Consider the following 20,126-nt stretch of genomic DNA (forward strand, 5'->3'; position numbering starts at 1 on the left):
ACTTGCACCACCACCGACAGCTTAAAAGCCAGGCTGTAGTCCCGCTGCGTCCGCTTGATCCCTTGCTCCATCTGGCACCTCCTCGCCTCGGCGAAAAAGTGTCAACCTATTTCAGGATGGGTCATGCACGCAAAAAAAGCCGCATGGTTCACCCATGCGGCTTTTTGCTTTTGGCGGATCCGGTGCGGGGTCAGCCCTTCTTCGCTTCGCCCGAGTCGCCGTAGAACTGCTCGACCAGTTCCTGCACGAGATAGCGATGATGCGGCGACAACGCTTCGATCTTCGACGCGAGTTCGATCGTCTCGGGTGTCGGCGGATAGCGCTCGTCGCGCGGCAGCGGTTGCGGCGTCGGGTGTTCGATCACGCTCGGCGACGGGCCGTAGTGCAGCCAGTGGAGTTCGACGCGCAGCCATTCTGCGAGCGTGGCGAGTTTGTCCGACGTCGGAATCGTGCGGCCCGTCAGCCATTTATGCGCGGTTTGCGGCGACACGGGCTGCGCTCCGCGGTGGCGCAGATTGAATCGGTTCGCCAGCTCAGTCGCACCGGTGACCTTCTCCGGGCTGCGCCGCAGGGCGAATTTCAGGCGTTCCGAGAACGCGGCTTTTTCTTCGGATGTCGGCATGGGGGAGATTGTGCAATTCCGCCGCCGCGTTTCAGACAACCATTCGGGATAAACGTATCTCGTTCAGACGAATCCCGGTCTTGATCAGAATGGGGTACGAAATTGAGGGCCGCAGCGTTGGGCCGCTCCAGCCGGCATACTCGTCCGAAACGGTGGCGGTGACATCACGTCGGGCTGATACTTGCCTTATCCCCATCGGGATAAATTCGGGCGTGTCCGAATCCCGCGCGGCGGCCGGTGGCGTGCTTGCCGGCACGCTACAATGCCGGCGTTCCGATGCCCAAACTGTTGCGCGGGCGCACCATATTCACTGATCACCCGATTCATCCGATTCCCATGCTCGCTACCGATTCCGATCCGATCGTCGCCATTGCCACTGCTGCCGGCCGGGGTGGCATCGGGGTCGTCCGCGTGTCGTTCGGGCGCGGCGGCGAGGCGGCCGCGTTGCCGCTGATCGACGCGTTGTGCGGGCAGAAGCTCGCGCCGCGCCACGCGAGCTACGTGCCGTTCCTCGACGAGCACGGCGCGCCGCTCGACCGCGGGATCGCGCTGTACTTCCCGGCGCCGCATTCGTACACCGGCGAGCACGTGCTCGAGCTGCAGGGGCACGGCGGGCCGATCGTGATGCAACTGCTGCTGCAGCGCTGCCTCGATGCGGGGCGCGGTTTCGGGCTGCGGCTCGCGGAGCCGGGCGAATTCACGCGGCGCGCGTTCCTGAACGACAAGCTCGATCTCGCGCAGGCCGAGGCCGTGGCCGATTTGATCGAGGCGAGCACCGAAGCCGCCGCGCGTTCGGCGGGGCGTTCGCTCGACGGCGCGTTCTCGCGGCAGATCCATGCGCTCGTCGAAGACGTGATCACGCTGCGGATGCTGGTCGAGGCGACGCTCGATTTTCCGGAAGAAGAGATCGATTTCCTGGAAGCGGCCGACGCGCGCGGCAAGCTTGCGAAGATTCGCGCGCAGCTCGCGCACGTGCTGGGCGACGCGCGGCAGGGGGCGTTGCTGCGTGAAGGGCTGTCGGTCGTGCTTGCGGGGCAGCCGAACGTCGGCAAGTCGTCGCTGCTGAATGCGCTGGCCGGCGCCGAGCTGGCGATCGTGACGCCGATTGCGGGCACGACGCGCGACAAGGTTGCGCAGACGATCCAGGTTGAAGGGATTCCGCTGCACATCATCGATACGGCCGGGTTGCGCGAGACCGAGGACGAGGTCGAGCGGATCGGTATCGCGCGTACGTGGAACGAGATCGAGCGCGCGGATGTCGTGCTGCATCTGCTGGATTCGCGCAACGGGATGACGGCGGACGACGAGACGATCGCGGCGCGCTTTCCGGGCGGTGTGCCGGTGGTGCGCGTGCTGAACAAGACGGATCTGACCGGCGTGGCGGCATGCGTTGAGCATCCGGCGGCGGAAGGCGATCTGACCGAGGTGCATCTGTCCGCGAAGCGCGGCGACGGGATCGACATGCTGCGTGCGGAACTGCTGCGGATCGCGGGGTGGCAGGCCGGGGCGGAAGGGGTGTATCTCGCGCGCGAGCGGCATCTGATCGCGCTGCGGGCCGCGCAGGAGCATCTGGCGCAGGCGGCGGATCATGCGGAGCAGCGCGCGCAGTCGCTCGATCTGTTTGCCGAGGAACTGCGGCTCGCGCAGGAGCAGCTTAATTCGATTACCGGGGAATTCACTTCGGATGATCTGCTGGGGGTGATTTTCAGCAGGTTCTGTATCGGGAAGTAATGCCGGCGCATTTGAAGTTCGACGCATCCTGCATGGCTCGTCATTCGTCTTTAATCGAAACACCCGATCACGATCGCTCTCCCGTTCGCCTCACCCGGCCTGCCGTAAAATCGTCCGGCCGGGCAATCTCGACATAACAAATCCCGGCGTCAAAACAAAGAGAGGGCATGTATGGGATTCGGATTCGGAAAGCGCCGCGAGTCATCCGGCAACTCGACCGTCGACCTGACGAAAAACCAGCACTCGCGAGCGAATGACCGCATCGCGCTGGATCTTGCGTTACGCCGGGCTTTGGCGGTCCTCGAGTGTTGCGCATCACACGGCGCTTATATCGAGCTCAACGATGCCAAAGTCGGGTGGGACTATCTGAAGGAAAAAGGCCTGATTTCGATCGATCTGGATGCCGAGTGGAACGAATCGGAACGCATCCTGCTGGCCTATTACAACGCAGGCATTCTCATCGCATCGGATAAGGAGCGCGCCCGGCACCTGGTGGACGTGATCGAGGTGCAACTCCGGGCCGCACGTGGCGAGGTGGTGGGCGTCGTGGATGCCGTTTCCGCGCTCAATCTCGCGCGGCTCAAATATCCTTCGAAGAGCTGGATCGGCGATGGCATCTTCGCTGCCGTGTTCGGCGTGATGGGCGGCGCGATCATCGGTACCGTGGCTGGCAGGTTCGCAGACGATACGACGGCCGTGACCAATGTCGTCTTCGTTCTCGTGACCCTCGGTTCGATTCTCTTCGCGCGCTACAGCCACCAGAAGAGCATTGTCGCGGCCGACGCGAAAATCGCGGCGGCTCAAGCCGAGGTCGATCGCCTCGTCGTCCGGAATCTGTCTCCTTCGGCGGAAGTCTCGTCCGTCGCCGCCTGACAGTCTTGCCAGATGGTTCGTCGTCGCACCGGATGCTACATTGCGTCGGGCCGAACGAGCTGACCCCCCGACGCGGTCCGGCTTGTCTGACGAGCGCATCCGCGCCGCGCGATCGCCATCGGGCAACGTGCGGTGCCGAGCGTCGTAGCAAGCTGACCGATCCTGCTTTCTCGCACGACAGCCAACCATGTCCCTGTCCCGCCGTCACTTCCTTGCCACCCTTCCCGTGCTCCCGGTGCTGGCCGCCCGCGCGGCATCGGGTGCGCCCACCGCGTCGCAATCGATCGACCGCAACGCGATCATCCGCGCCGTCTTCGCCGACGGCGCTGCACGTCCCGACCTGGCCGCGCGCCACGTCGAGCTGATGAACCGGCTTCGCGTGATGTGGGTGCCGGTCGAATCCGGTGCGCCCGGTATCGATCAGTCGCAGCCGCTGATCGGCGACGGGCCGCCGATCGCGCTGGCCAAGGCGGCACTCAAAACCGACGACGATGCGCTCGCCATTCGCACGCTGGCCGAACTCGGTCGGCTCGTGCCGCAGTTCGTGGCGGGGGCCGGCACGCTTGCGCCGGGGCAATACACGATCCCGCCAGCGCTGCGCAAACTGTTCGCGTTCAAGGAAAGCGGCGTCGACGCGTCGGGCCGTTTCCAGTTTCGCGCCGCGCATCTCGCCGTGCTGAGGGGCGCCAACTGGAGGACGGTCGATTCGGATGCGATCGAGGACGTGCTGGGTGAAGGGGATTTCTGGCCGATGCCCTACATCGACGGCAAGCGGCCGTATGGCGACCGTACCTACTATCAGTTCGACATGGCTGAACTGCTGGGCGAGCCATACAAGCGGGATGGGCGAGGCAATCTGATCGCGGAAGCGAAAAAGGATGCGCGGCTCGAGCGCCTTCACTACGAAACGCTCGCTGCGCTGCAGGTATTTCTGACGCATGCCAAGCTGACCCGCCCGGCCTGATCATGGTGCGGTTCGGCGCGTCGGCCTGCATCGGGGGGCACGGCCGTCGATGCAGGCAAATCGCCCGCTCGCAACGACGCTTCAGCCATCCGCCTGCCGAAGCGTGCCGCACTTCACGACATCAATCCCAGTCCCGATGATGATGGTGGTAGTAGCCGCCACCACCGTAGTAGCCACCGCCATCCGGCACAACGATACAGCCGCTCAGCAACACAGCGACGCTGGCAATCAGCAAAAGGGTTTTCTTCATGGCGCTCACCTGCTCGGGTTCAATATGAAACCCAGCATAGCGAGCACCCGCAACACCGGCTGTAAGCGATCGTTTCCCTGTTCTGCAATCCGTAACGGCGGATTATTTCGGTCACAATGACCGTAACAAATCCCCAAACAGCAGACGTTTTCAGGCGGTGACGACCCTGTTTCGCCCCGTATCCTTCGCGCGATACAGCGCGGCATCGGCGGCTTCGATCAACGCATCGGGTGTCGAGAGATCGTCGGCCGACACGGTCGCGCAGCCGACACTCACGCTCACGCGCCCGGCCGGTGACGCCGGCATCGCAAGATCGAGCCGCAGCACCGCTTCACGCGCTTCCTCGGCAACCACCCGCGCGCCGCGCGCCCCCGTGTTCGGCAGCACGATCGCGAACTCCTCGCCACCGTAACGCGCGACGATGTCTGCGGGCCGCCGCACCGCGCCGGCCAGCGCATTCGCGACCGCGATCAGGCATGCGTCGCCCTTCACGTGACCGAACGCGTCGTTGTACGCCTTGAAGCGATCGACGTCGACCATCAGCAGCGACAGCGGTTCGCCTTGCCGTCGCGCCTGCAGGAACAGCGTGTGGAAATGATCGTTGAAGTGCATGCGGTTGAACGCGCCCGTCAGCCCGTCGCGCGCGGACGAGCGGATCAGCGTCGCGTGCGCCTCGAACAGCCGCTGGTACAGCATCGTCACTTCCCACGCGAGTACGCACACGAGCACGCCCGGCGAGAACATGCTGAATACGCGCGCGAGATACCAGCCGACCGTGAAGCGATTGGTGCTCATCAGGTTCAGCGTCGTGTCGGTGAGGCACGCGAGCACCGCGATCGCAAGCCACAGGTCGAGTGTCGTGCGCAGCCGGCCGGTGGCCAGCACGGCAACGAGCGCCAGCGCATTGAGCAGCCACACGACCAGCGCGACGCCGTTGACGGGCAGCACGGCCGCGTCGCCTGGTGGATGAAACGCGGGTGGCAGCGACACGTTCAGCGTGACCAGGCACAGCAGCCCGGCGACGGCAGCCGGCCCGCCGATCAGGGCGAGCGTCCACCGGCGTGTCTGTTGCGCGCCGATCGGTGAGCGCGTCAGCCGCTCGCGCGCGAGCAGCGCGACCATCACAAAACCCGGGAAGCCGGCGTGCCAGAAGATCCACATCCACGCGGCGCTTTGCGGTTGCGCGCCTAGCAGCCCGTGCGGCGCGAATACGCCGGGAAAGGTGAGCAGTTGCAGCGCGACGGCGAGCGCGGTGAACGCGTAGGCGCCGCCGAGTGCGCCGAGCACCGGCTGGCGCGTCACGGTGAACTGCGCGCCGAGAAAGGACGCCGCGATGCTCGCGGTGGTGAACACGGTGAGCGCACACATCGGCATGAACGGCTCGATGGCCGGCAGCGCAACGTTCGCGTGCGGCGCGGCGATCCCGAGCGCGAGCACGATGACGAGCGCCGCCAGTGCGCCGAACCAGAGCTGACGGCGTGTCGTGTGCTGGATCAGGATGCCTTCCATGGAGTTCCCCGGGCACGTAGGCGGACACGCCCGGTCTTGCGCCGGGCGACAGGCAGCCGGCCGCTGCGCGACCGGTGCGGCCTGATGCTATCGCGTTATGGGTGCGGGCTCAAACCCCGAGGCCGGGGCCGAAGTTGCCGGCGACCCAGTGCGTGACGGCGTTGACGTCCGCGTAGTCCTGTTCGGGCAGGCCGTCGAGCATCGACAGCACTTCATTGCTGGCACCGGCGTCGCGCGCGGCATCGACGATCGCATCCTTGTTGGCCGGGTAGCGGACAGCCGCCAGCACGTCGGCGATCTGCAGGTCGATCGTTTCGTTGGGAATGTCGTGCGGAGGCTGGGCGGGCTGGTCGTTCACGGCGGCGTCTCGCGGGGTGAGCGGGTTGAGTGGCTTGCGTGGTATTCGGATCGAGGCGGAATTCGGGTGCTTGATGGGACACCTCATGGGGCACGTCACGGGGTGCATCACGCGTTCACATTCCAGGGCGGCCAGGCCGGCATACCCCGCGAATGGACGGCGATCGACTCAATGCTCGCGTCGCACGCGGCGCCACGGATGCTTCCAGTCGATGTGCGGTGCGTTTTCGTCGCGCGGATGCTGGCGCCGATGTTCCTGCCAAAGTTCGTCGGAAAACAGCGCCGCTACGATCACGAGCGGCAGCACGAGGAAAATTCCGAGTATGACTTGCTCGATCACGATAGCCTCCTTGCGGTGGCAGGAACCCTTGCTCCCATTCTAGGCTCTGAACTTCGCCCGCGTTCAATTTCTTACAGTGCGGAACAGGCCCGGATGCGGCCTTGCCGGACGGGCGCCGGCATCAAAAAGGACATGAACATGCAACTCCAGAACGATACCAACACGCTCGCGCTGCGGCCGCTGGAGCGCCAGGACCTGCGCTTCGTCCACGAGCTGAACAACGACGCAAAGATCATGCGCTACTGGTTCGAGGAGCCGTACGAAACCTTCTCGGAACTGTCACAACTGTACGACCGCCACGTGCACGACCAGCGCGAGCGCCGTTTCGTCGCGGTTGACGCACAAGGTGAACTGGTCGGCCTCGTCGAGCTGATCGAGCTCGACTACATCCATCGCCGCGGCGAGTTCCAGATCATCATCGCGCCGCAATGCCAGGGGCGCGGCTATGCGGGCCAGGCGACGCGTCTCGCGATCGAGTACGCATTCAAGGTGCTGAACATGCGCAAGCTGTACCTGATCGTCGATACGTCGAATGCGGCGGCGATTCACGTGTACGAGAAATGCGGATTCCAGCACGAGGCCGAATTGAAGGAAGAATTTTTCGGAAACGGCGCGTATCACAACGCTTATCGCATGTGCATTTTTCAGCGCGATTATTTCGAGCGTCAGCAACCCGGCCTGAATACAGCAGGGTAAACACGCTGGCGAAAGGCGCTTGTGGCGGGGCTTCCGCGGGCGCTGAAACCATGCGGAGAAGTACGGATAAATACGGATTCGCTTATACCTGGCATTTTTCTTGTATCAGGTAAATGCGATTCCGCGTTGCGGTAAAGTCGAATCGTTTCGGATGACTTTATGTGCGGCGCATCAAAATGATCCGGATAGCGAAATGGATTATCCAAACCGTTCAATCGCCGCGCTGTAACTTTCCTGAAAGTCTTGCTGCGCAACGCTTTCCGCCCGGCGTCGCGGGCCTGCCCGTCGGGCGGCACGCGTCGTCACGGCTGCGCGCGGCGCGAAAGACGGGCTGCGCACGGGGTGCGACAATCCGCCGCTATTGCGATCGCACAACAAATGTGCTTGCTATCGCTTGCCGGTCTTCTAAAGTGAAAAACGCGGGTTCACGATCACCTTTAAACACATAGCTAACCCAAGCCTGGTGCCCGCAAGCCTGGAGACAGAACATGATGAAGCGTACCGGTATCCTTTTTGCCCTCGTCGGCGCATTTTGCGCGGTGTCGATTGCCCAGGCGGGCGGCGATTCGGCCGTCAAGCCGACGCAGGAAATCCAGTTGACGAAGAACGCATGGGGCTGCCTGTCGAAAGACAATCTGGACTCCGTACTGAGTCACGAGCGTGACGGCAAGTCGCAGGCGAAGCAGCAATACTTCGACGACTACCGTTGCCTGTCGGTGCCGGAAGGCCAGCGTTTCCGCGTGGTGTCGGTCGATCAGGGCGACGTGCAGTTCGTCAGCGCCGACAACAGCGACCAGCAGGGGCTCTGGACCGATTCGCGCTTCGTCAAGCAATAACCGTCCCATCACCGCGCCGTCGCACGACGCGCGAGCGCGCCGGCCCGATCGGCCGGCGGCGCGAACCGAACACGGCCCGGCCCATGCCGGGCCGTTGCGCTGTGGGTGGCACATGACACGCGCCGGACGCCGCGCATTCGGTATCATCACGGCCCGACCGAACCGAATGCCCGCCCGGGCCGCATCCGCATGGCGCTGAAATCCACGATCTACAAAGCCGAACTGCAAATCGCCGACATGGATCGGCATTACTACGCCGATCACGCGCTGACGGTGGCGCGCCATCCGTCGGAAACCGACGACCGGATGATGGTGCGCATCGTCGCGTTCGCGCTGTTCGCGCACGAGCGGCTCGAATTCTGCAAGGGGCTGTCGGACGTCGACGAGCCCGATCTGTGGCAGAAGGACCTGACGGGCGCGATCGACGTCTGGATCGAAGCCGGCCAGCCGGACGAACGGCGCATCTCCAAGGCGGCCGGCCGCGCCGGGCAGGTCACGGTGATCGCATACGGCGGCAAGACGTCGGATATCTGGTGGCAGGGCGTGCGCAGCAAGGTCGAACGGCTGCGCAACGTGCAGGTGCTGTCGCTGGATGACGGTGTCGCAGCCGCGCTCGGGAAACTCGCGGAGCGCACGATGCGCCTGCAATGTACGGTGCAGGACGGCGCCGCGTGGATCTCGAGCGCCGACCACGATCCGGTCGCGGTCGAGTGGACGGTGCTGAAGGCGCGCGCGGACGCGTGACGGCCCGCGCGCCGGCTGGCCGCGTTCAGCCGATCGCGGCCGGCGGCCCCTTGAATTCCAGCATGTTGCCTTCCGGGTCGAACAGGTAGATCGACGGCCCGTAGCCGCCGGCGCCGTAGCGTTCAGCGGGGGCGCCCGGCCGTGCGCCATGCGCGGCGAAATGGGCGGTCAAGGCTTCCGGATCGAACGGCTCGACGCGCAGGCACACGTGATCGAGATTGCGTCCCGTGCCGGGCGGGCCGCTGTCGGCGCGGTCGATCGGGCCGCCGACCGACAGCAGGTCGATCAGCGCGTCGCCCGCGCGCAATTGCACAAGGCCCAGATCGGGCTGTTCCTTCTCCACATGGCAGCCGACGGCGTCGCAGTAAAAGCGCGTCATCGCGGCCATGTCGGTCACGCGCAGCACGATGTGATCGATTGCGCGGATAGTCGGTTTCATGGGCAGGCACTCCTTCGCGGTCCACGAGCATCGAGTGTAGACGTATCGCGCCTGCGCCGCCGGCCGGAACGCGGCACAATCGACGGACGAAAAAAAGCCCGTTCACGCGGAGCGGAACGGGCTTAATCCATATCAGGAGGAGACATGGAGGAGACAGTTCCAACTATACACACGGCGATGGTGCGACGCAATATTTCGAATGCAAAAAATCGTCAGGACGGCGATTTGTCGCATCCGCAGTGCAGCAAAATGGTGACGGTACGATGACGAAAACCGCGCTGAAACAGCCGGCGCGCGCGTTTTGTCGGATTTATCTTTAATCGATCCGCCCCCGGTTCTCCGGGGCGAATCACAGAGCAAGATTCAGGGCGCGACGGCGTGTGCCGATGTCTAGAGTAGGTCCCATCTACACTAGAGAGTGCGAGGTTCAGATGAAAACCGCCTATCCGACCGATGATGCCCGCTGGGGCGCCGTCACCGAGCGCGATCCGCATGCGGACGGCGCGTTCTTCTACGCCGTGAGCACGACCGGCGTGTTCTGCCGCCCAACTTGCGCGTCGCGGCTGCCGCGCCGTGAAAATGTGTCCTTCTTCGTCGATACGGCCGCCGCGCGTGCGGCCGGCTTCCGGCCCTGCAAGCGCTGCCAGCCGGAAGGGTTGCCGCGCGAGCTCGAGATCGTCAATCGCGCGTGCGCGGTGCTCGACGCGCACGCGGAACGGCTCACGCTGCAGCAGCTGAGCGATGCCGTGCACGTGAGCCCGTTTCACCTTCAACGGCTCTTCAAGCGCGTGGTCGGCGTGTCGCCGCGGCAGTACCAGGCCGCGCAGCGCGGCGCCGCGCTGAGGCAGGCGCTGCAAAGCGGGCAGCCGGTCACGCAGGCGGCCGTCGACGCAGGCTTCAACTCGCCGTCGCGGCTTTATGCGTCGGTGCCGCGCGAGCTCGGGATGGCGCCGTCGGCGTTCCGCCGCCAGGGCGCGGGCCTGCGGATCGACTATGCGACCGCATCGACGTCGCTCGGCACGGTGCTCGTCGCCGCGACCGAACAGGGCATCTGCCGGATCGCGTTCGGCGACGAACCGGTAGCGCTCGCCGGCGAGCTGAAAGACGCGTTCGCGCGCGCCGAGCTGGTCGAAGCGCCCGCCCGGCTCGCCCCGTTCATTGCGCAGATCCGCGCGTACCTGGACGGCACGCGGCATGCCTTCGACCTGCCGCTCGACATCGCGCCGACCGCATTCCAGCAGCGCGTGTGGGAAGCGCTGACGCATATTCCGTACGGCGAAACGCGCAGCTACTCGGAGATCGCCGAGGCGCTGGGTTCGCCGCGCGCGGTGCGGGCGGTCGCGTCCGCGTGCGCGTCGAACCCGGTCGCGCTCGCGATCCCGTGCCACCGCGTCGTCCAGAAGGGCGGCGCGCTTTCCGGGTATCGTTGGGGCGTGCGCCGCAAGGCGACGTTGCTGGCGTCCGAGGCGCGGCATGTGCATGACGATGAAGCCGAAACCGTTGCGGAGGGCAGCGCAGTTTGAGCATCGCAAAAACAACCATCACATCCATCGTGAACGGCGGCCCTGTGCCGCCGTCCGCGCAAATGGAACTGCGCTTCAATGCGCCTTACGACTGGGCGCGCGTGCTGCGCTTCTTCAGCGGGCGCGCGATTCCGGGCGTCGAGCAGGTGGCGGACGGCGTGTATCGCCGCATCGTCGACCTGCACGGCGATGCCGGCCGGCTCACGGTCGCGAAGCATCCGCGCAAGCATTGCCTGGTCGCGACGGTCGAAGGCGCGGTCGCGCGTCATGTCGACGACGCGTTCGCCCTGCGCGTCGCGACGATGTTCGACCTCGGCGCCGATCCGGCCGCCATCGGCAGCGGGCTGGCGCGCGATCCGTGGTTCGCGCCGCTCGTCGAGGCCGCGCCGGGGCTGCGCGTGCCGGGCGCATGGTCGGGGTTCGAGTTGGCCGTGCGCGCGATCGTCGGCCAGCAGGTGAGCGTGAAGGCTGCGACGACGATCGTCGGCCGGCTCGTCGAGCGTGCCGGAGAGCGTGTGGTTCATGAAGACGACGGCGCGCCCGCATGGCGTTTCCCGACGCCCGACGCGCTGGCCGCCTGCGATCTCGACAAGATCGGAATGCCCGGCAAGCGGGTGGCGGCACTGACGGGCGTGGCGCGCGCGGTGGCGGCTGGCGACGTCCCGGTCGATCGCGAGCACGCCGATCTCGCGACGCTGCGCAGTGCGTGGCTCGATCTGCCCGGCATCGGCCCGTGGACCGTCGAATACATCGCGATGCGCGCATGGCGCGATCCGGACGCATGGCCGGCCTCCGATCTCGTGCTGATGCAATCGATCGCTGCCCGCGATCCGGCGCTCGACCGGCTGGCAACCCAGAAGCGCCGCACCGAAGGCTGGCGGCCGTGGCGCGCGTACGCGGCGCTGCATTTGTGGAACGAAGTGGCCGACCGGGCGGGCGGCGCGCGCGGCGGGTGAGGGCGGCTGCAATCGCGGCCGCCCGCGGCCGGGTGCGACCTGGCGAGGCTGCGATGCAACCCATTGCGCAGGTTGTGTCGGCATGCGTAGCCTGACTACCGGACACCGGACACCGGACACCGGACACCGGACACCGGACACCGGACACCGGACACCGGACACCGGACACCGGACACCGGACACCGGACACCGGACACCGGACACCGGCCGTCACGGCAATTCCGCGTATCCGTCGTCGGCAGGATGCCGGGCGCGCAATGCGCACTTACCCCTCTTCCCGCGGTCGATTCCGCGGCAGGGTTGCACCTGCCGCCACCCGTCCGCGCGTCAGGTTCCATCGGACAAATTCGTATAACCGACTTGCCCGTTGCCGCCGCCTGGAACCGGTGGCACATGCGGCGACCGCCGCGACCGGCCCGTCCGGCGGCCCGCTCCGGCCCGCGCACGGCGCCCGGGGCCACCTCAAGCGCGTGTTTCGGCGAGATGTTAAAGTGCCCGCTACCAACGAAGCGACCAACAATCCAGCCGGCCGCGCGCGGCGTTCTGCGCGCGGCCGTCACGCACTTGCGTCTCCATGTCGAACACCATGACTCACCGCCAGTCCGAACTGCTGCTGAAGCGCCTCGACGCGCTGAGCTCGGGCCCGACGCGGCAGCATCTGCCCGACGGCCTGCGCGGCATCGAAAAGGAAAGCCTGCGCGTGACGCGCGACGGGATGATCGCGTTCACGCCGCATCCGCGCGCGCTCGGTTCGGCGCTCACGCATCCGTCGCTGACGACCGACTATTCCGAAGCGCTGATCGAGCTGATCACGCCCGCGGAAGGCGACGCCGCGATCACGCTCGAACGTCTCGACGATCTGCATCGCTACGTGTATGCATCGCTCGGCGACGAGATGCTGTGGAACGACTCGATGCCCGGCCTGCTGCCGGCCGACGACCAGATTCCGATCGCCGACTACGGCACGTCGAACATCGGCCGCCTGAAGACGGTGTACCGGCGTGGCCTCGCGTATCGCTACGGCCGCACGATGCAGTGCATCGCCGGCATCCATTACAACTACTCGCTGCACGAAGAGGTGTGGCGGCGCCTGCATGCGGAAGAGGGCTCGACGGCCACGCTCGTCGATTACCAGTCGGAGCGCTATCTCGCGCAGATCCGCAACTTCCGCCGCCGCAGCTGGCTGCTGATGTACCTGTTCGGCGCGTCGCCGGCGCTCGATACGAAGTTCCTGCGCGGCAAGCCGCACAAGCTCGACACGTTCGATGCCGATACGCTGTACCTGCCGCATGCGACGAGCCTGCGGATGAGCGATCTCGGCTACTCGAACACGACTGCCCAGGCTGCGCTGCACGTCGACTACAACACGCTGCCCGGCTATCTCGACGCGCTGTCGAAGGCCGTGAGCGAGCCGTATCCGGCCTACGAGGCGATCGGCACGCATCGCGACGGCGAGTGGATCCAGATCAACACGAACGTGCTGCAGATCGAGAACGAGTTCTACTCGACGATCCGGCCGAAGCGCGTCACGTATTCGGGCGAGCGGCCGCTGCATGCGCTCGCTTCGCGCGGCGTGCAGTACATCGAGGTGCGCTGTCTCGACATCGATCCGTTCGAGCCGACTGGCATCGCACTGGAAACCGCGCGCTTCATCGACGCGTTCCTGCTCGCGTGCGCGCTCGACGAGAGCCCGGCGCTCGACTGCCCCGCGTACCAGGAAGCGAACGCGAACTTCGGCAGCGTGACGATGGAAGGGCGCAAGCCGGGGCTCACGCTGCAGCGCGACGGCGAGTCGATCACGCTGCAGGCATGGGCAGACGATCTGATGGCCGATATCGAAACCGTCGGCCGCCGTCTCGACGAGATCCGCGGCGGCGACGAGCATGCGCGCGCGATCGCCGCGCAACGCGAGAAGCTCGCCGATCCGGAGCGCACGGCGTCCGCGCGCGTGCTGCGCACGATGCGCGAACGCGGTCAGTCGTTCCTCGGGTTCGCGCTGGCGCAGAGCGAAGCGCATGCCGCGCATTTCCGCGCGCATCCGCCGTCGGCGGAGATGCTGCGCGTCGAGCAGGCGCTTGCCGCGAAGTCGCTGGCCGAACAGGCCGAGCTCGAAACGAAGGAAGCCGGATCGTTCGATGCATTCGTCGCGGCCTATCGCGCGTATACGCTGAACCGCTTCAGCGTGTGATCTTGCGCACGTGCACCGCGTCGATCGGCGCGGTGCGCGATGTGCCTCTCCGTCGCCGGTCGGTGCGCACCGTTCATCGTTGCGCGCGCGATCCGGTTCAATCAGCCGTCAGTGATGCGCGTACGTGCCGCGATCGATCGCAGGCGGTACCGCCGGCTTGCCCGATTCCACGTTTGCCCCGCCGTCGCTGCCGTAGCCGGCGTTCTCGCCGCGCGCCTGCGCGGCACGGCGCATGATCGCCTGCATGTTGTCCGGAAAGTCGGGACTACTCGCGAGGCTCGTCCGGTAGCCGGCGGCCTGCAGTTCCACGAGTTCCTGGCGGACCTCGGCACGTGTCAGTGTCGATGCGGCCTGCGCGTGGGCGGCGAAGGCCGCGCCGATCAGCACGCATGCGCATGCCGCCTGTTTCATCGTCTTCATCATGTTCACTCCGTGAGGTTCCGGTGCCGCGCCTGCCTTGGCCGGCGCGGGCGGAATCGATGCGACCAGTCTAGGCTTCGGACGCCAAACGAAACATCCCGCCCGCCGTCAGGCACCTTTGCCGCACATGCAACATTGCGCGGCGGGCGGCGTTGCGCTGCGCCGGCGGGCCGCTCGTGACGGACTGCCTGTCGGCTGCGACAGCGGGCCGCCCGCTGCGGGTCAGCGGGCGGCCGGTGGTTCGTATCGGGTCGGTACGCATCGGGCTTGTCCCCCTTGTACAAGCGCTGCGCGCCTCCTAACCTCTTTTAAGCGACTGATCGGTTGGCCGCGCGACGTCGTTGCGTGCGCAAGCGCCTGATCGTCGTCGCGACTGCAGAACGATCGCTTTGCACCGAATTCGGGGGGCACCGCCGCGCCACCCTGGGTCGACCGCCGTGGGGGTGGAGTAAGCGCTGAAGCGCTAACTCCGCCCAACCACGCCATGGGATCCGAGTAGGCGCTAAAGCGCCAACTCGGATCGACAGGAGACACGATGAACCCCACCGACGCCCTACCGCCCGGCATCGTCTTCGCGCAGCCTTTGACGCCGGTCGCCAATTCGCTGCTGCTGTCCTTCCTCGTCGCCGCGATTCCGATTGCGGTCGCGCTGATCGCACTCGGCGTACTGCGCCGCCCCGCGTGGCAGGCATCGCTCGCCGGGCTCGTCGCCGGCCTCGCGGTCGCGATCGGCGCGTGGGGGATGCCAGCCGGGCTCGCGTTCAACGCGGTCGGCGCCGGCATGGCGCTCGCGGTCGTGCCGGTGATGTGGATCGTCTTCAACGCATTGCTGCTGTACAACATCGCGGTGAAGTCGGGCCGCTTCGACCAGTTCCGGCAATGGATGCTCGACAACCTGCCCGACGACCGCCGTCTCGTACTGCTCGTCGTCGCGTTCTCGTTCGGCTGTCTGCTCGAAGGGATCTCGGGCTTCGGCACGCCGGTCGCGATCACGAGCGCGCTGCTGATCGCGCTCGGCTTCCCCGCGCTCGAAGCGCTCACCTATACGCTGCTGTTCAACACGGCACCGGTCGCGTTCGGCGCGCTCGGCGTGCCGATCACCGTGCTCGGCGCGGTGACGTCGCTGCCGCCCGCGACGCTCGCGCAAATGGTCGGCCGCCAGCTGCCATTCTTCGCGCTGCTGCTGCCGTTCTACGTGGTCGGTGCGTATGGCGGGCTGCGTTCGATCTCGAAGCTGTGGCCCGCGCTGCTCGTGTCGGGCGGCAGCTTCGCGATCGCGCAGTTCGTCACGTCGAACTTCCTCGGCTACCAGCTCACCGACGTGCTGTCGTCGCTCACGTCGCTGATCGTCACGATCGGCTTCCTGCAGGTGTGGAAGCCGCAGCCCGATCCGCAATACGCGCTCGCCCGCAGCGTGCCTGCGACGGCCGGCGCCGCGCGCGCGGGCTTCGGCGGCTGGCTGCCGTGGCTCGTCGTGTCGGTGGTCGTGATCGTCTGGGTGCACGCGAACATCGCGGCGATCGGCGACGTGAAGATCAAGTGGCCGGGCCTGCACAACGCGGTGTTCGTGTCGCTGTACCACAAGCCGTATGCGGCGATCTGGGACTTCCAGCCGCTCGGCACGGGCACCGCGATCCTCTTGTCGGCGATCATCACGGCCGCGTTGACGCGCACCGGCGTCGGCGATTTCTTCGAATGCGTGGCGAAGACCTGGCGGCAGACATGGATCGCGATCGTCACGGTGATGATGATCGTCGGGCTCGCGTACCTGTTGAACTACTCGGGGATCAGCTACACGCTCGGCACCGGCGTTGCGTCGACGGGCGCGCTGTTTCCGCTGGTGTCCGCGTCGCTCGGCTGGATCGCCGTGTTCCTGTCCGGCAGCGACACGTCGGGCAACGCGCTGTTCGGCAACCTGCAGGTCGTCGCCGCCCGGCAGCTCGGCCTCGATCCGGTGCTGATGGCCGCGACCAACTCGTCGGGCGGCGTGATGGGCAAGATGATCTCGCCGCAGAACATCGCGACGGGCGTGTCGACGACGGACCTGAAAGGGCAGGAGGGTGTCGTGTTCGCGCGCACGTTCTGGCACAGCGTGATCCTCACGCTGCTGCTCGGCGTGCTCGTGTTCCTGCAGCAGCACGTGCTGACGTGGATGATTCCGGCACTGCCGAAGTGATGTGAGCGCAACGACAGAAGGAAGGCACGAGGAAAAACGAGGGAAGGCGCGAGAAAAGCGCCAGTCAAGTGCGGAACCGGCGAACGCGCGGCAGTTCAGCGCGCGTTCACCCGCCGCGCCGTTCGTCCTGCTTCATCCGTCCCGGCCGCGTCGCCGCCGGCCGGCAGGATGCACGCGAGGAACGCGTCGATTGCAGGGCTCTGGCGGCGCGCCTTCAGGTAGTACACGTATTCGTCGATCGTCGTGTCGACGCCGCGCAGCGCGATCACGCGCAAATCCGGATGACGTTCGGCCTCGCCGAGCGGAAACAGGCTGCCACCCACGCCATGCAGGATCGCCTCGCGGATCGCTTCGCGGCTGCCGATCTCGGCAACCGATACAGCCGCGATGCCAGCCGCTTCAAGGATCGTCTCCGTGCAGCGGCGCGTGACCGAGCCTTCCTCGCGAATCAGCAATCGCACGTCGGCAAGCTGCGCCGGATCGATCGCGTCGAAACGCGCGAGCGGATGGTTGCGATGCACGACGAGCACGAGCGGGTCGGTCGAGATCACCTTGCGTTCGAGGCCGTCGGCATCGTTGCGCTGCGACGAGACGGCGAGATCGATGCGGAATTCCTGCAGCGCCTGCAGGATTTCCTCGGAGTTGCCGATCCGGCACGTGAGCGCGATCGACGGATGCGCGTTCGAGAAGCGGCCGACCGCGTCCATGATGTAGTACGGCCCCGTCGCACCGATCCGCAGGTGGCCTTCGAACAGGCCGCCGACGTTGCGCAGCATGATGTCGGCCTGCGCCTCGAGCGCGATCATCTTCTCGACGAGCGGCAGCAGCTCGATGCCCGTCTCGGTGACCTCGAGCTTGCGGCCGCTGCGGTGGAACAGCTCGACGCCATACACCTGCTCGACCTGCCGGATCTGCGCGGCAATCGTCGGCTGGCTCACGCCCAGATGGCGCGCGGCGCGCGTGATGCTGCCCTGCCGGACGGTCGCGTGGAACGCCTTCAGCTGATCGAACACGACTCGGCTTCTCCCCTCTGTATCGCGCGTCAGCGTAGCGCATGCGTATGTCGGCCGGATGAAAGGCGCGTCGTGCGCCGCTTCGAAAAAATTCTTGTGGGTAACCCAAAGAAACCTGCGGTAACCGGTCACGGCCGGGACACGCCGATGCGGGGTAATAACGGCGACGCAAACCGCCGGCCCCGCTCGACTGGCGCCCCCACTCCTACCGACAACAGGGTTCTCTTCATGTCCTCGAACAACCGACGCGATTTCCTGCGCCTCGCCGCGCAGTCGGCCGGCGCGATGGCCGCCTACGCGGGCTTCCCGCCCGCGATCCGCAATGCGCTGGCGATGCCGGCCGCCTATCGCACGGGCACGATCCGCGACGTCGAACACGTCGTGATCTTCATGCAGGAAAACCGTTCGTTCGACCATTACTTCGGCGGGCTGCGCGGCGTGCGCGGCTTCAACGACCCGCGCCCGCACCTGCTGCCGAGCGGCGCACCGGTGTGGCAGCAGCCGCCGGCGTCGGTGTTCACGAAGAACTACCACTCGCGCGGCCTCGATCCGTCGGCGCCGTACGTGCTGCCGTTCTACCTCGATCCGAAGCAGACGACCGAATTCCAGCCGGGCACGAACCACGGCTGGAGCAGCGGCCACCTGTCCTGGAACAACGGCCAGTGGGACCAGTGGGTGAACCAGAAGCAGGACGTACTGACGATGGGCTACCTGAAGCGCCAGGATCTCACGTACCACTACGCATTGGCCGACGCATTCACGATCTGCGATTCGTACTTCTGCTCCGCGCACGCCGACACGGCGCCGAACCGCATCTACCTGTGGACCGGCACGGTCGACCCGCGCAACATCTACGGCACCCCGCCGAACGGCCCGGGCATCGGCGAGCGCGACGACGTGAACGGCTACACGTGGACGACCTACGCGGAACGCCTCGAGAACGCGAAGGTCAGCTGGAAGGTGTACCAGGGCGGCACGGGCATCCCGGGCGACCCGACCGACAACTACACCGACAACTCGCTGATGTTCTTCAAGCGCTTCCAGGTGAAGGAAGGCGCGAGCGGCCCGCTGGTCGACAAGGGCGCGTCGGACCACACGCTCGCCGAGCTGAAGGCCGACGTGCAGGCGAACCGGCTGCCGCAGGTGTCGTGGATCGTGTCGCCGTACAAGTACAGCGAGCACCCGCAGGCATCGCCGACCGACGGCGCGTTCTACATCAACATGGTGCTCGAGGCGCTCACGTCGAACCCCGAGGTGTGGGCGAAGACGGTGTTCATCCTCAACTACGACGAGAATGACGGACTGTTCGACCACGTCGTGCCGCCGGTGCCGCCGGTCACGAGCGGCGTGGGCGGCCAGGGCATCGTGTCGTCGAACCTGCTGTCGAACCTCGGCGACGAACTGCTCGACCTGAACAAGTACCCGGGCGAAATGAGCCCGCTCGTGCCGGGCGCCGACCCGGGCGGCATCCAGCCGATCGGCCTCGGGCCGCGCGTGCCGCTGATCATCATCTCGCCGTGGACGAAGGGCGGCTGGGTCTGCTCGGAGACGTTCGACCATACGTCGGTGCTGCGTTTCCTCGAAGCGCGGTTCGGCGTGAAGGAGCCGAACATCAGCGCATGGCGCCGCTCGATCTGCGGCGACCTCACGTCGGCATTCGACTTCTCGGCGCGCCCCGACACGCGCACGGTGAGCTTCACGGTGCCGCAGCACATCGCGACGGCCGGCCAGGCGTATCAGGTGCCCGCGCAGCAGTCGATGCCGGCGCAGGAGTCCGGCACGCGTCCGGCGCGTGCGTTGCCGTACGAGCTGTTCGTGCACAGCCGCGTGAGCGGGCACGACGACAGCGTGTCGCTCGACTTCGCGAACACCGGTGACGCTGGCGCGGCGTTTTACGTGTACGACCGCCGCAACCCGACGACGCCGCCGCGCCGCTACGCGGTGTCCGCGCATGACCGCTTCGTCGATACGTGGAGCACGTCGGCCGCGCGCGGCGATTACCATCTCGCGGCCTACGGCCCGAACGGCTATCTGTGCGAGTTCCAGGGCAACACGCGGCTCGCGGCGGACAGCCGCCACGCGAACCCCGAAGCACGGATCGGCTACGACGTGCGCAACCGCCACGTGTACCTGCAACTGCGCAACAGCGGGCGCGCGACGTGCCGCGTGACGGTCGACAACGCATACAGCCACAAGCATGCGCGGACCTACACGCTGGAGCCGGGCGAGCGCATCGAGGATCACTTCGAGCTGTCGTCGAGCCACGGCTGGTACGATCTGACGATCACCGCGACGACGCTGCGCGGCGGCGACGACAAGGTCGTGCGCCGCTTCGCGGGCCACGTCGAGACGGGCCGGCCGAGCCACAGCGATCCGGGGCCGGTGAAGCACACGACGGCCTGACGGCCGGCATGCGTCGCGCGATACGGGCGAGGTCGGCCCGCCGCGCGACCGCCGCCTGCCGGCTGCGTTTCGGTTGCGTTCCGGCA

General features: G+C 66.4%; 19 protein-coding genes. 11 read left to right on the forward strand and 8 right to left on the reverse strand.

What is annotated here, in order from left to right:
• Positions 1-190 precede the first annotated feature (190 nt).
• Complete coding sequence (locus LGN19_RS33715; protein ID WP_043184776.1) at positions 191-622, reverse strand: transcriptional regulator; 432 nt, start codon at positions 620-622, stop codon at positions 191-193.
• A 336-nt stretch (positions 623-958) separates the two neighbouring features.
• Between LGN19_RS33715 and mnmE the strand changes: the two genes are divergently transcribed.
• The 3 genes from mnmE (at position 959) to LGN19_RS33730 (ending at position 4,190) form a co-directional block, all read left to right on the forward strand.
• Positions 959-2,353: a tRNA uridine-5-carboxymethylaminomethyl(34) synthesis GTPase MnmE gene (gene mnmE / locus LGN19_RS33720; RefSeq protein ID WP_226219589.1), complete on the forward strand. Its 1,395-nt coding sequence runs from the start codon at positions 959-961 to the stop codon at positions 2,351-2,353.
• A gap of 171 nt (positions 2,354-2,524) precedes the next feature.
• A complete protein-coding gene (locus LGN19_RS33725; protein ID WP_226219591.1) occupies positions 2,525-3,226 on the forward strand; it encodes a hypothetical protein in 702 nt (233 codons plus the stop codon).
• Positions 3,227-3,413: 187 nt separating this feature from the next.
• Positions 3,414-4,190: a hypothetical protein gene (locus tag LGN19_RS33730; RefSeq protein WP_226219592.1), complete on the forward strand. Its 777-nt coding sequence runs from the start codon at positions 3,414-3,416 to the stop codon at positions 4,188-4,190.
• 121 nt (positions 4,191-4,311) lie between these two features.
• Here LGN19_RS33730 and LGN19_RS39685 read toward each other — a convergent pair whose 3' ends face one another.
• From LGN19_RS39685 to LGN19_RS33745, 4 genes are all read right to left on the reverse strand, one after another.
• Positions 4,312-4,440 carry a hypothetical protein gene (locus LGN19_RS39685; RefSeq protein WP_264173302.1) on the reverse strand — a complete coding sequence of 43 codons (129 nt, stop codon included), beginning with the start codon at positions 4,438-4,440 and terminating at the stop codon, positions 4,312-4,314.
• A gap of 150 nt (positions 4,441-4,590) precedes the next feature.
• Positions 4,591-5,949, reverse strand: coding sequence for a sensor domain-containing diguanylate cyclase (locus tag LGN19_RS33735; protein ID WP_226219594.1), 1,359 nt, complete (start codon positions 5,947-5,949; stop codon positions 4,591-4,593).
• A gap of 109 nt (positions 5,950-6,058) precedes the next feature.
• On the reverse strand, positions 6,059-6,307 hold the full coding sequence (locus LGN19_RS33740; protein WP_043184773.1) for a DUF2795 domain-containing protein: 249 nt from the start codon (positions 6,305-6,307) through the stop codon (positions 6,059-6,061).
• A 168-nt stretch (positions 6,308-6,475) separates the two neighbouring features.
• The gene (locus LGN19_RS33745) at positions 6,476-6,646 is read right to left on the reverse strand and encodes a hypothetical protein (RefSeq protein ID WP_014895655.1); all 171 of its coding nucleotides are present in this window, start codon (positions 6,644-6,646) and stop codon (positions 6,476-6,478) included.
• Positions 6,647-6,784: 138 nt separating this feature from the next.
• Between LGN19_RS33745 and speG the strand changes: the two genes are divergently transcribed.
• The 3 genes from speG to LGN19_RS33760 all read left to right on the forward strand — a co-directional run bounded on the left by speG (position 6,785) and on the right by LGN19_RS33760 (position 8,922).
• Positions 6,785-7,342, forward strand: a complete 558-nt coding sequence (speG, locus tag LGN19_RS33750; RefSeq protein WP_226219596.1) for a spermidine N1-acetyltransferase — start codon at positions 6,785-6,787, stop codon at positions 7,340-7,342.
• Between the two features lie 488 nt (positions 7,343-7,830).
• Positions 7,831-8,178 (forward strand): surface attachment protein Sap1, encoded by a 348-nt coding sequence (gene sap1 / locus LGN19_RS33755; RefSeq protein ID WP_027788811.1) that lies wholly within the window; start codon positions 7,831-7,833, stop codon positions 8,176-8,178.
• A 189-nt stretch (positions 8,179-8,367) separates the two neighbouring features.
• Positions 8,368-8,922 carry a YaeQ family protein gene (locus LGN19_RS33760; protein ID WP_174960767.1) on the forward strand — a complete coding sequence of 185 codons (555 nt, stop codon included), beginning with the start codon at positions 8,368-8,370 and terminating at the stop codon, positions 8,920-8,922.
• Between the two features lie 25 nt (positions 8,923-8,947).
• On the opposite strand, the gene LGN19_RS33765 is transcribed toward LGN19_RS33760, so the two are convergent.
• Entirely contained in the window at positions 8,948-9,361 is a 414-nt protein-coding gene (locus tag LGN19_RS33765) for a VOC family protein (RefSeq protein ID WP_122946562.1), read from the reverse strand.
• A 431-nt stretch (positions 9,362-9,792) separates the two neighbouring features.
• Between LGN19_RS33765 and ada the strand changes: the two genes are divergently transcribed.
• The 3 genes from ada (at position 9,793) to gshA (ending at position 14,028) form a co-directional block, all read left to right on the forward strand.
• Positions 9,793-10,884 carry a bifunctional DNA-binding transcriptional regulator/O6-methylguanine-DNA methyltransferase Ada gene (gene ada, locus LGN19_RS33770; protein ID WP_226219598.1) on the forward strand — a complete coding sequence of 364 codons (1,092 nt, stop codon included), beginning with the start codon at positions 9,793-9,795 and terminating at the stop codon, positions 10,882-10,884.
• Positions 10,881-11,840 (forward strand): DNA-3-methyladenine glycosylase family protein, encoded by a 960-nt coding sequence (locus tag LGN19_RS33775; protein ID WP_174960771.1) that lies wholly within the window; start codon positions 10,881-10,883, stop codon positions 11,838-11,840. Before ada ends, LGN19_RS33775 begins: the two co-directional genes overlap by 4 nt.
• A 574-nt stretch (positions 11,841-12,414) precedes the next feature.
• A complete protein-coding gene (gene gshA, locus LGN19_RS33780) occupies positions 12,415-14,028 on the forward strand; it encodes a glutamate--cysteine ligase (protein WP_226219600.1) in 1,614 nt (537 codons plus the stop codon).
• Between the two features lie 108 nt (positions 14,029-14,136).
• Here gshA and LGN19_RS33785 read toward each other — a convergent pair whose 3' ends face one another.
• Entirely contained in the window at positions 14,137-14,448 is a 312-nt protein-coding gene (locus tag LGN19_RS33785; protein ID WP_174960789.1) for a DUF4148 domain-containing protein, read from the reverse strand.
• A 535-nt stretch (positions 14,449-14,983) separates the two neighbouring features.
• Between LGN19_RS33785 and LGN19_RS33790 the strand changes: the two genes are divergently transcribed.
• Positions 14,984-16,624, forward strand: a complete 1,641-nt coding sequence (locus LGN19_RS33790) for an L-lactate permease (RefSeq protein WP_226219602.1) — start codon at positions 14,984-14,986, stop codon at positions 16,622-16,624.
• Between the two features lie 95 nt (positions 16,625-16,719).
• Here the strand turns inward: LGN19_RS33790 and LGN19_RS33795 are convergent, their stop codons facing one another.
• On the reverse strand, positions 16,720-17,637 hold the full coding sequence (locus LGN19_RS33795) for a LysR family transcriptional regulator (RefSeq protein WP_226219603.1): 918 nt from the start codon (positions 17,635-17,637) through the stop codon (positions 16,720-16,722).
• 228 nt (positions 17,638-17,865) lie between these two features.
• Between LGN19_RS33795 and LGN19_RS33800 the strand changes: the two genes are divergently transcribed.
• Complete coding sequence (locus LGN19_RS33800) at positions 17,866-20,040, forward strand: phosphocholine-specific phospholipase C (protein ID WP_226219605.1); 2,175 nt, start codon at positions 17,866-17,868, stop codon at positions 20,038-20,040.
• Positions 20,041-20,126: the final 86 nt, after the last annotated feature.

Origin of the sequence: Burkholderia sp. AU30198 (assembly GCF_020419825.1) — a bacterium.
Classification (GTDB): Bacteria; Pseudomonadota; Gammaproteobacteria; order Burkholderiales; family Burkholderiaceae; genus Burkholderia.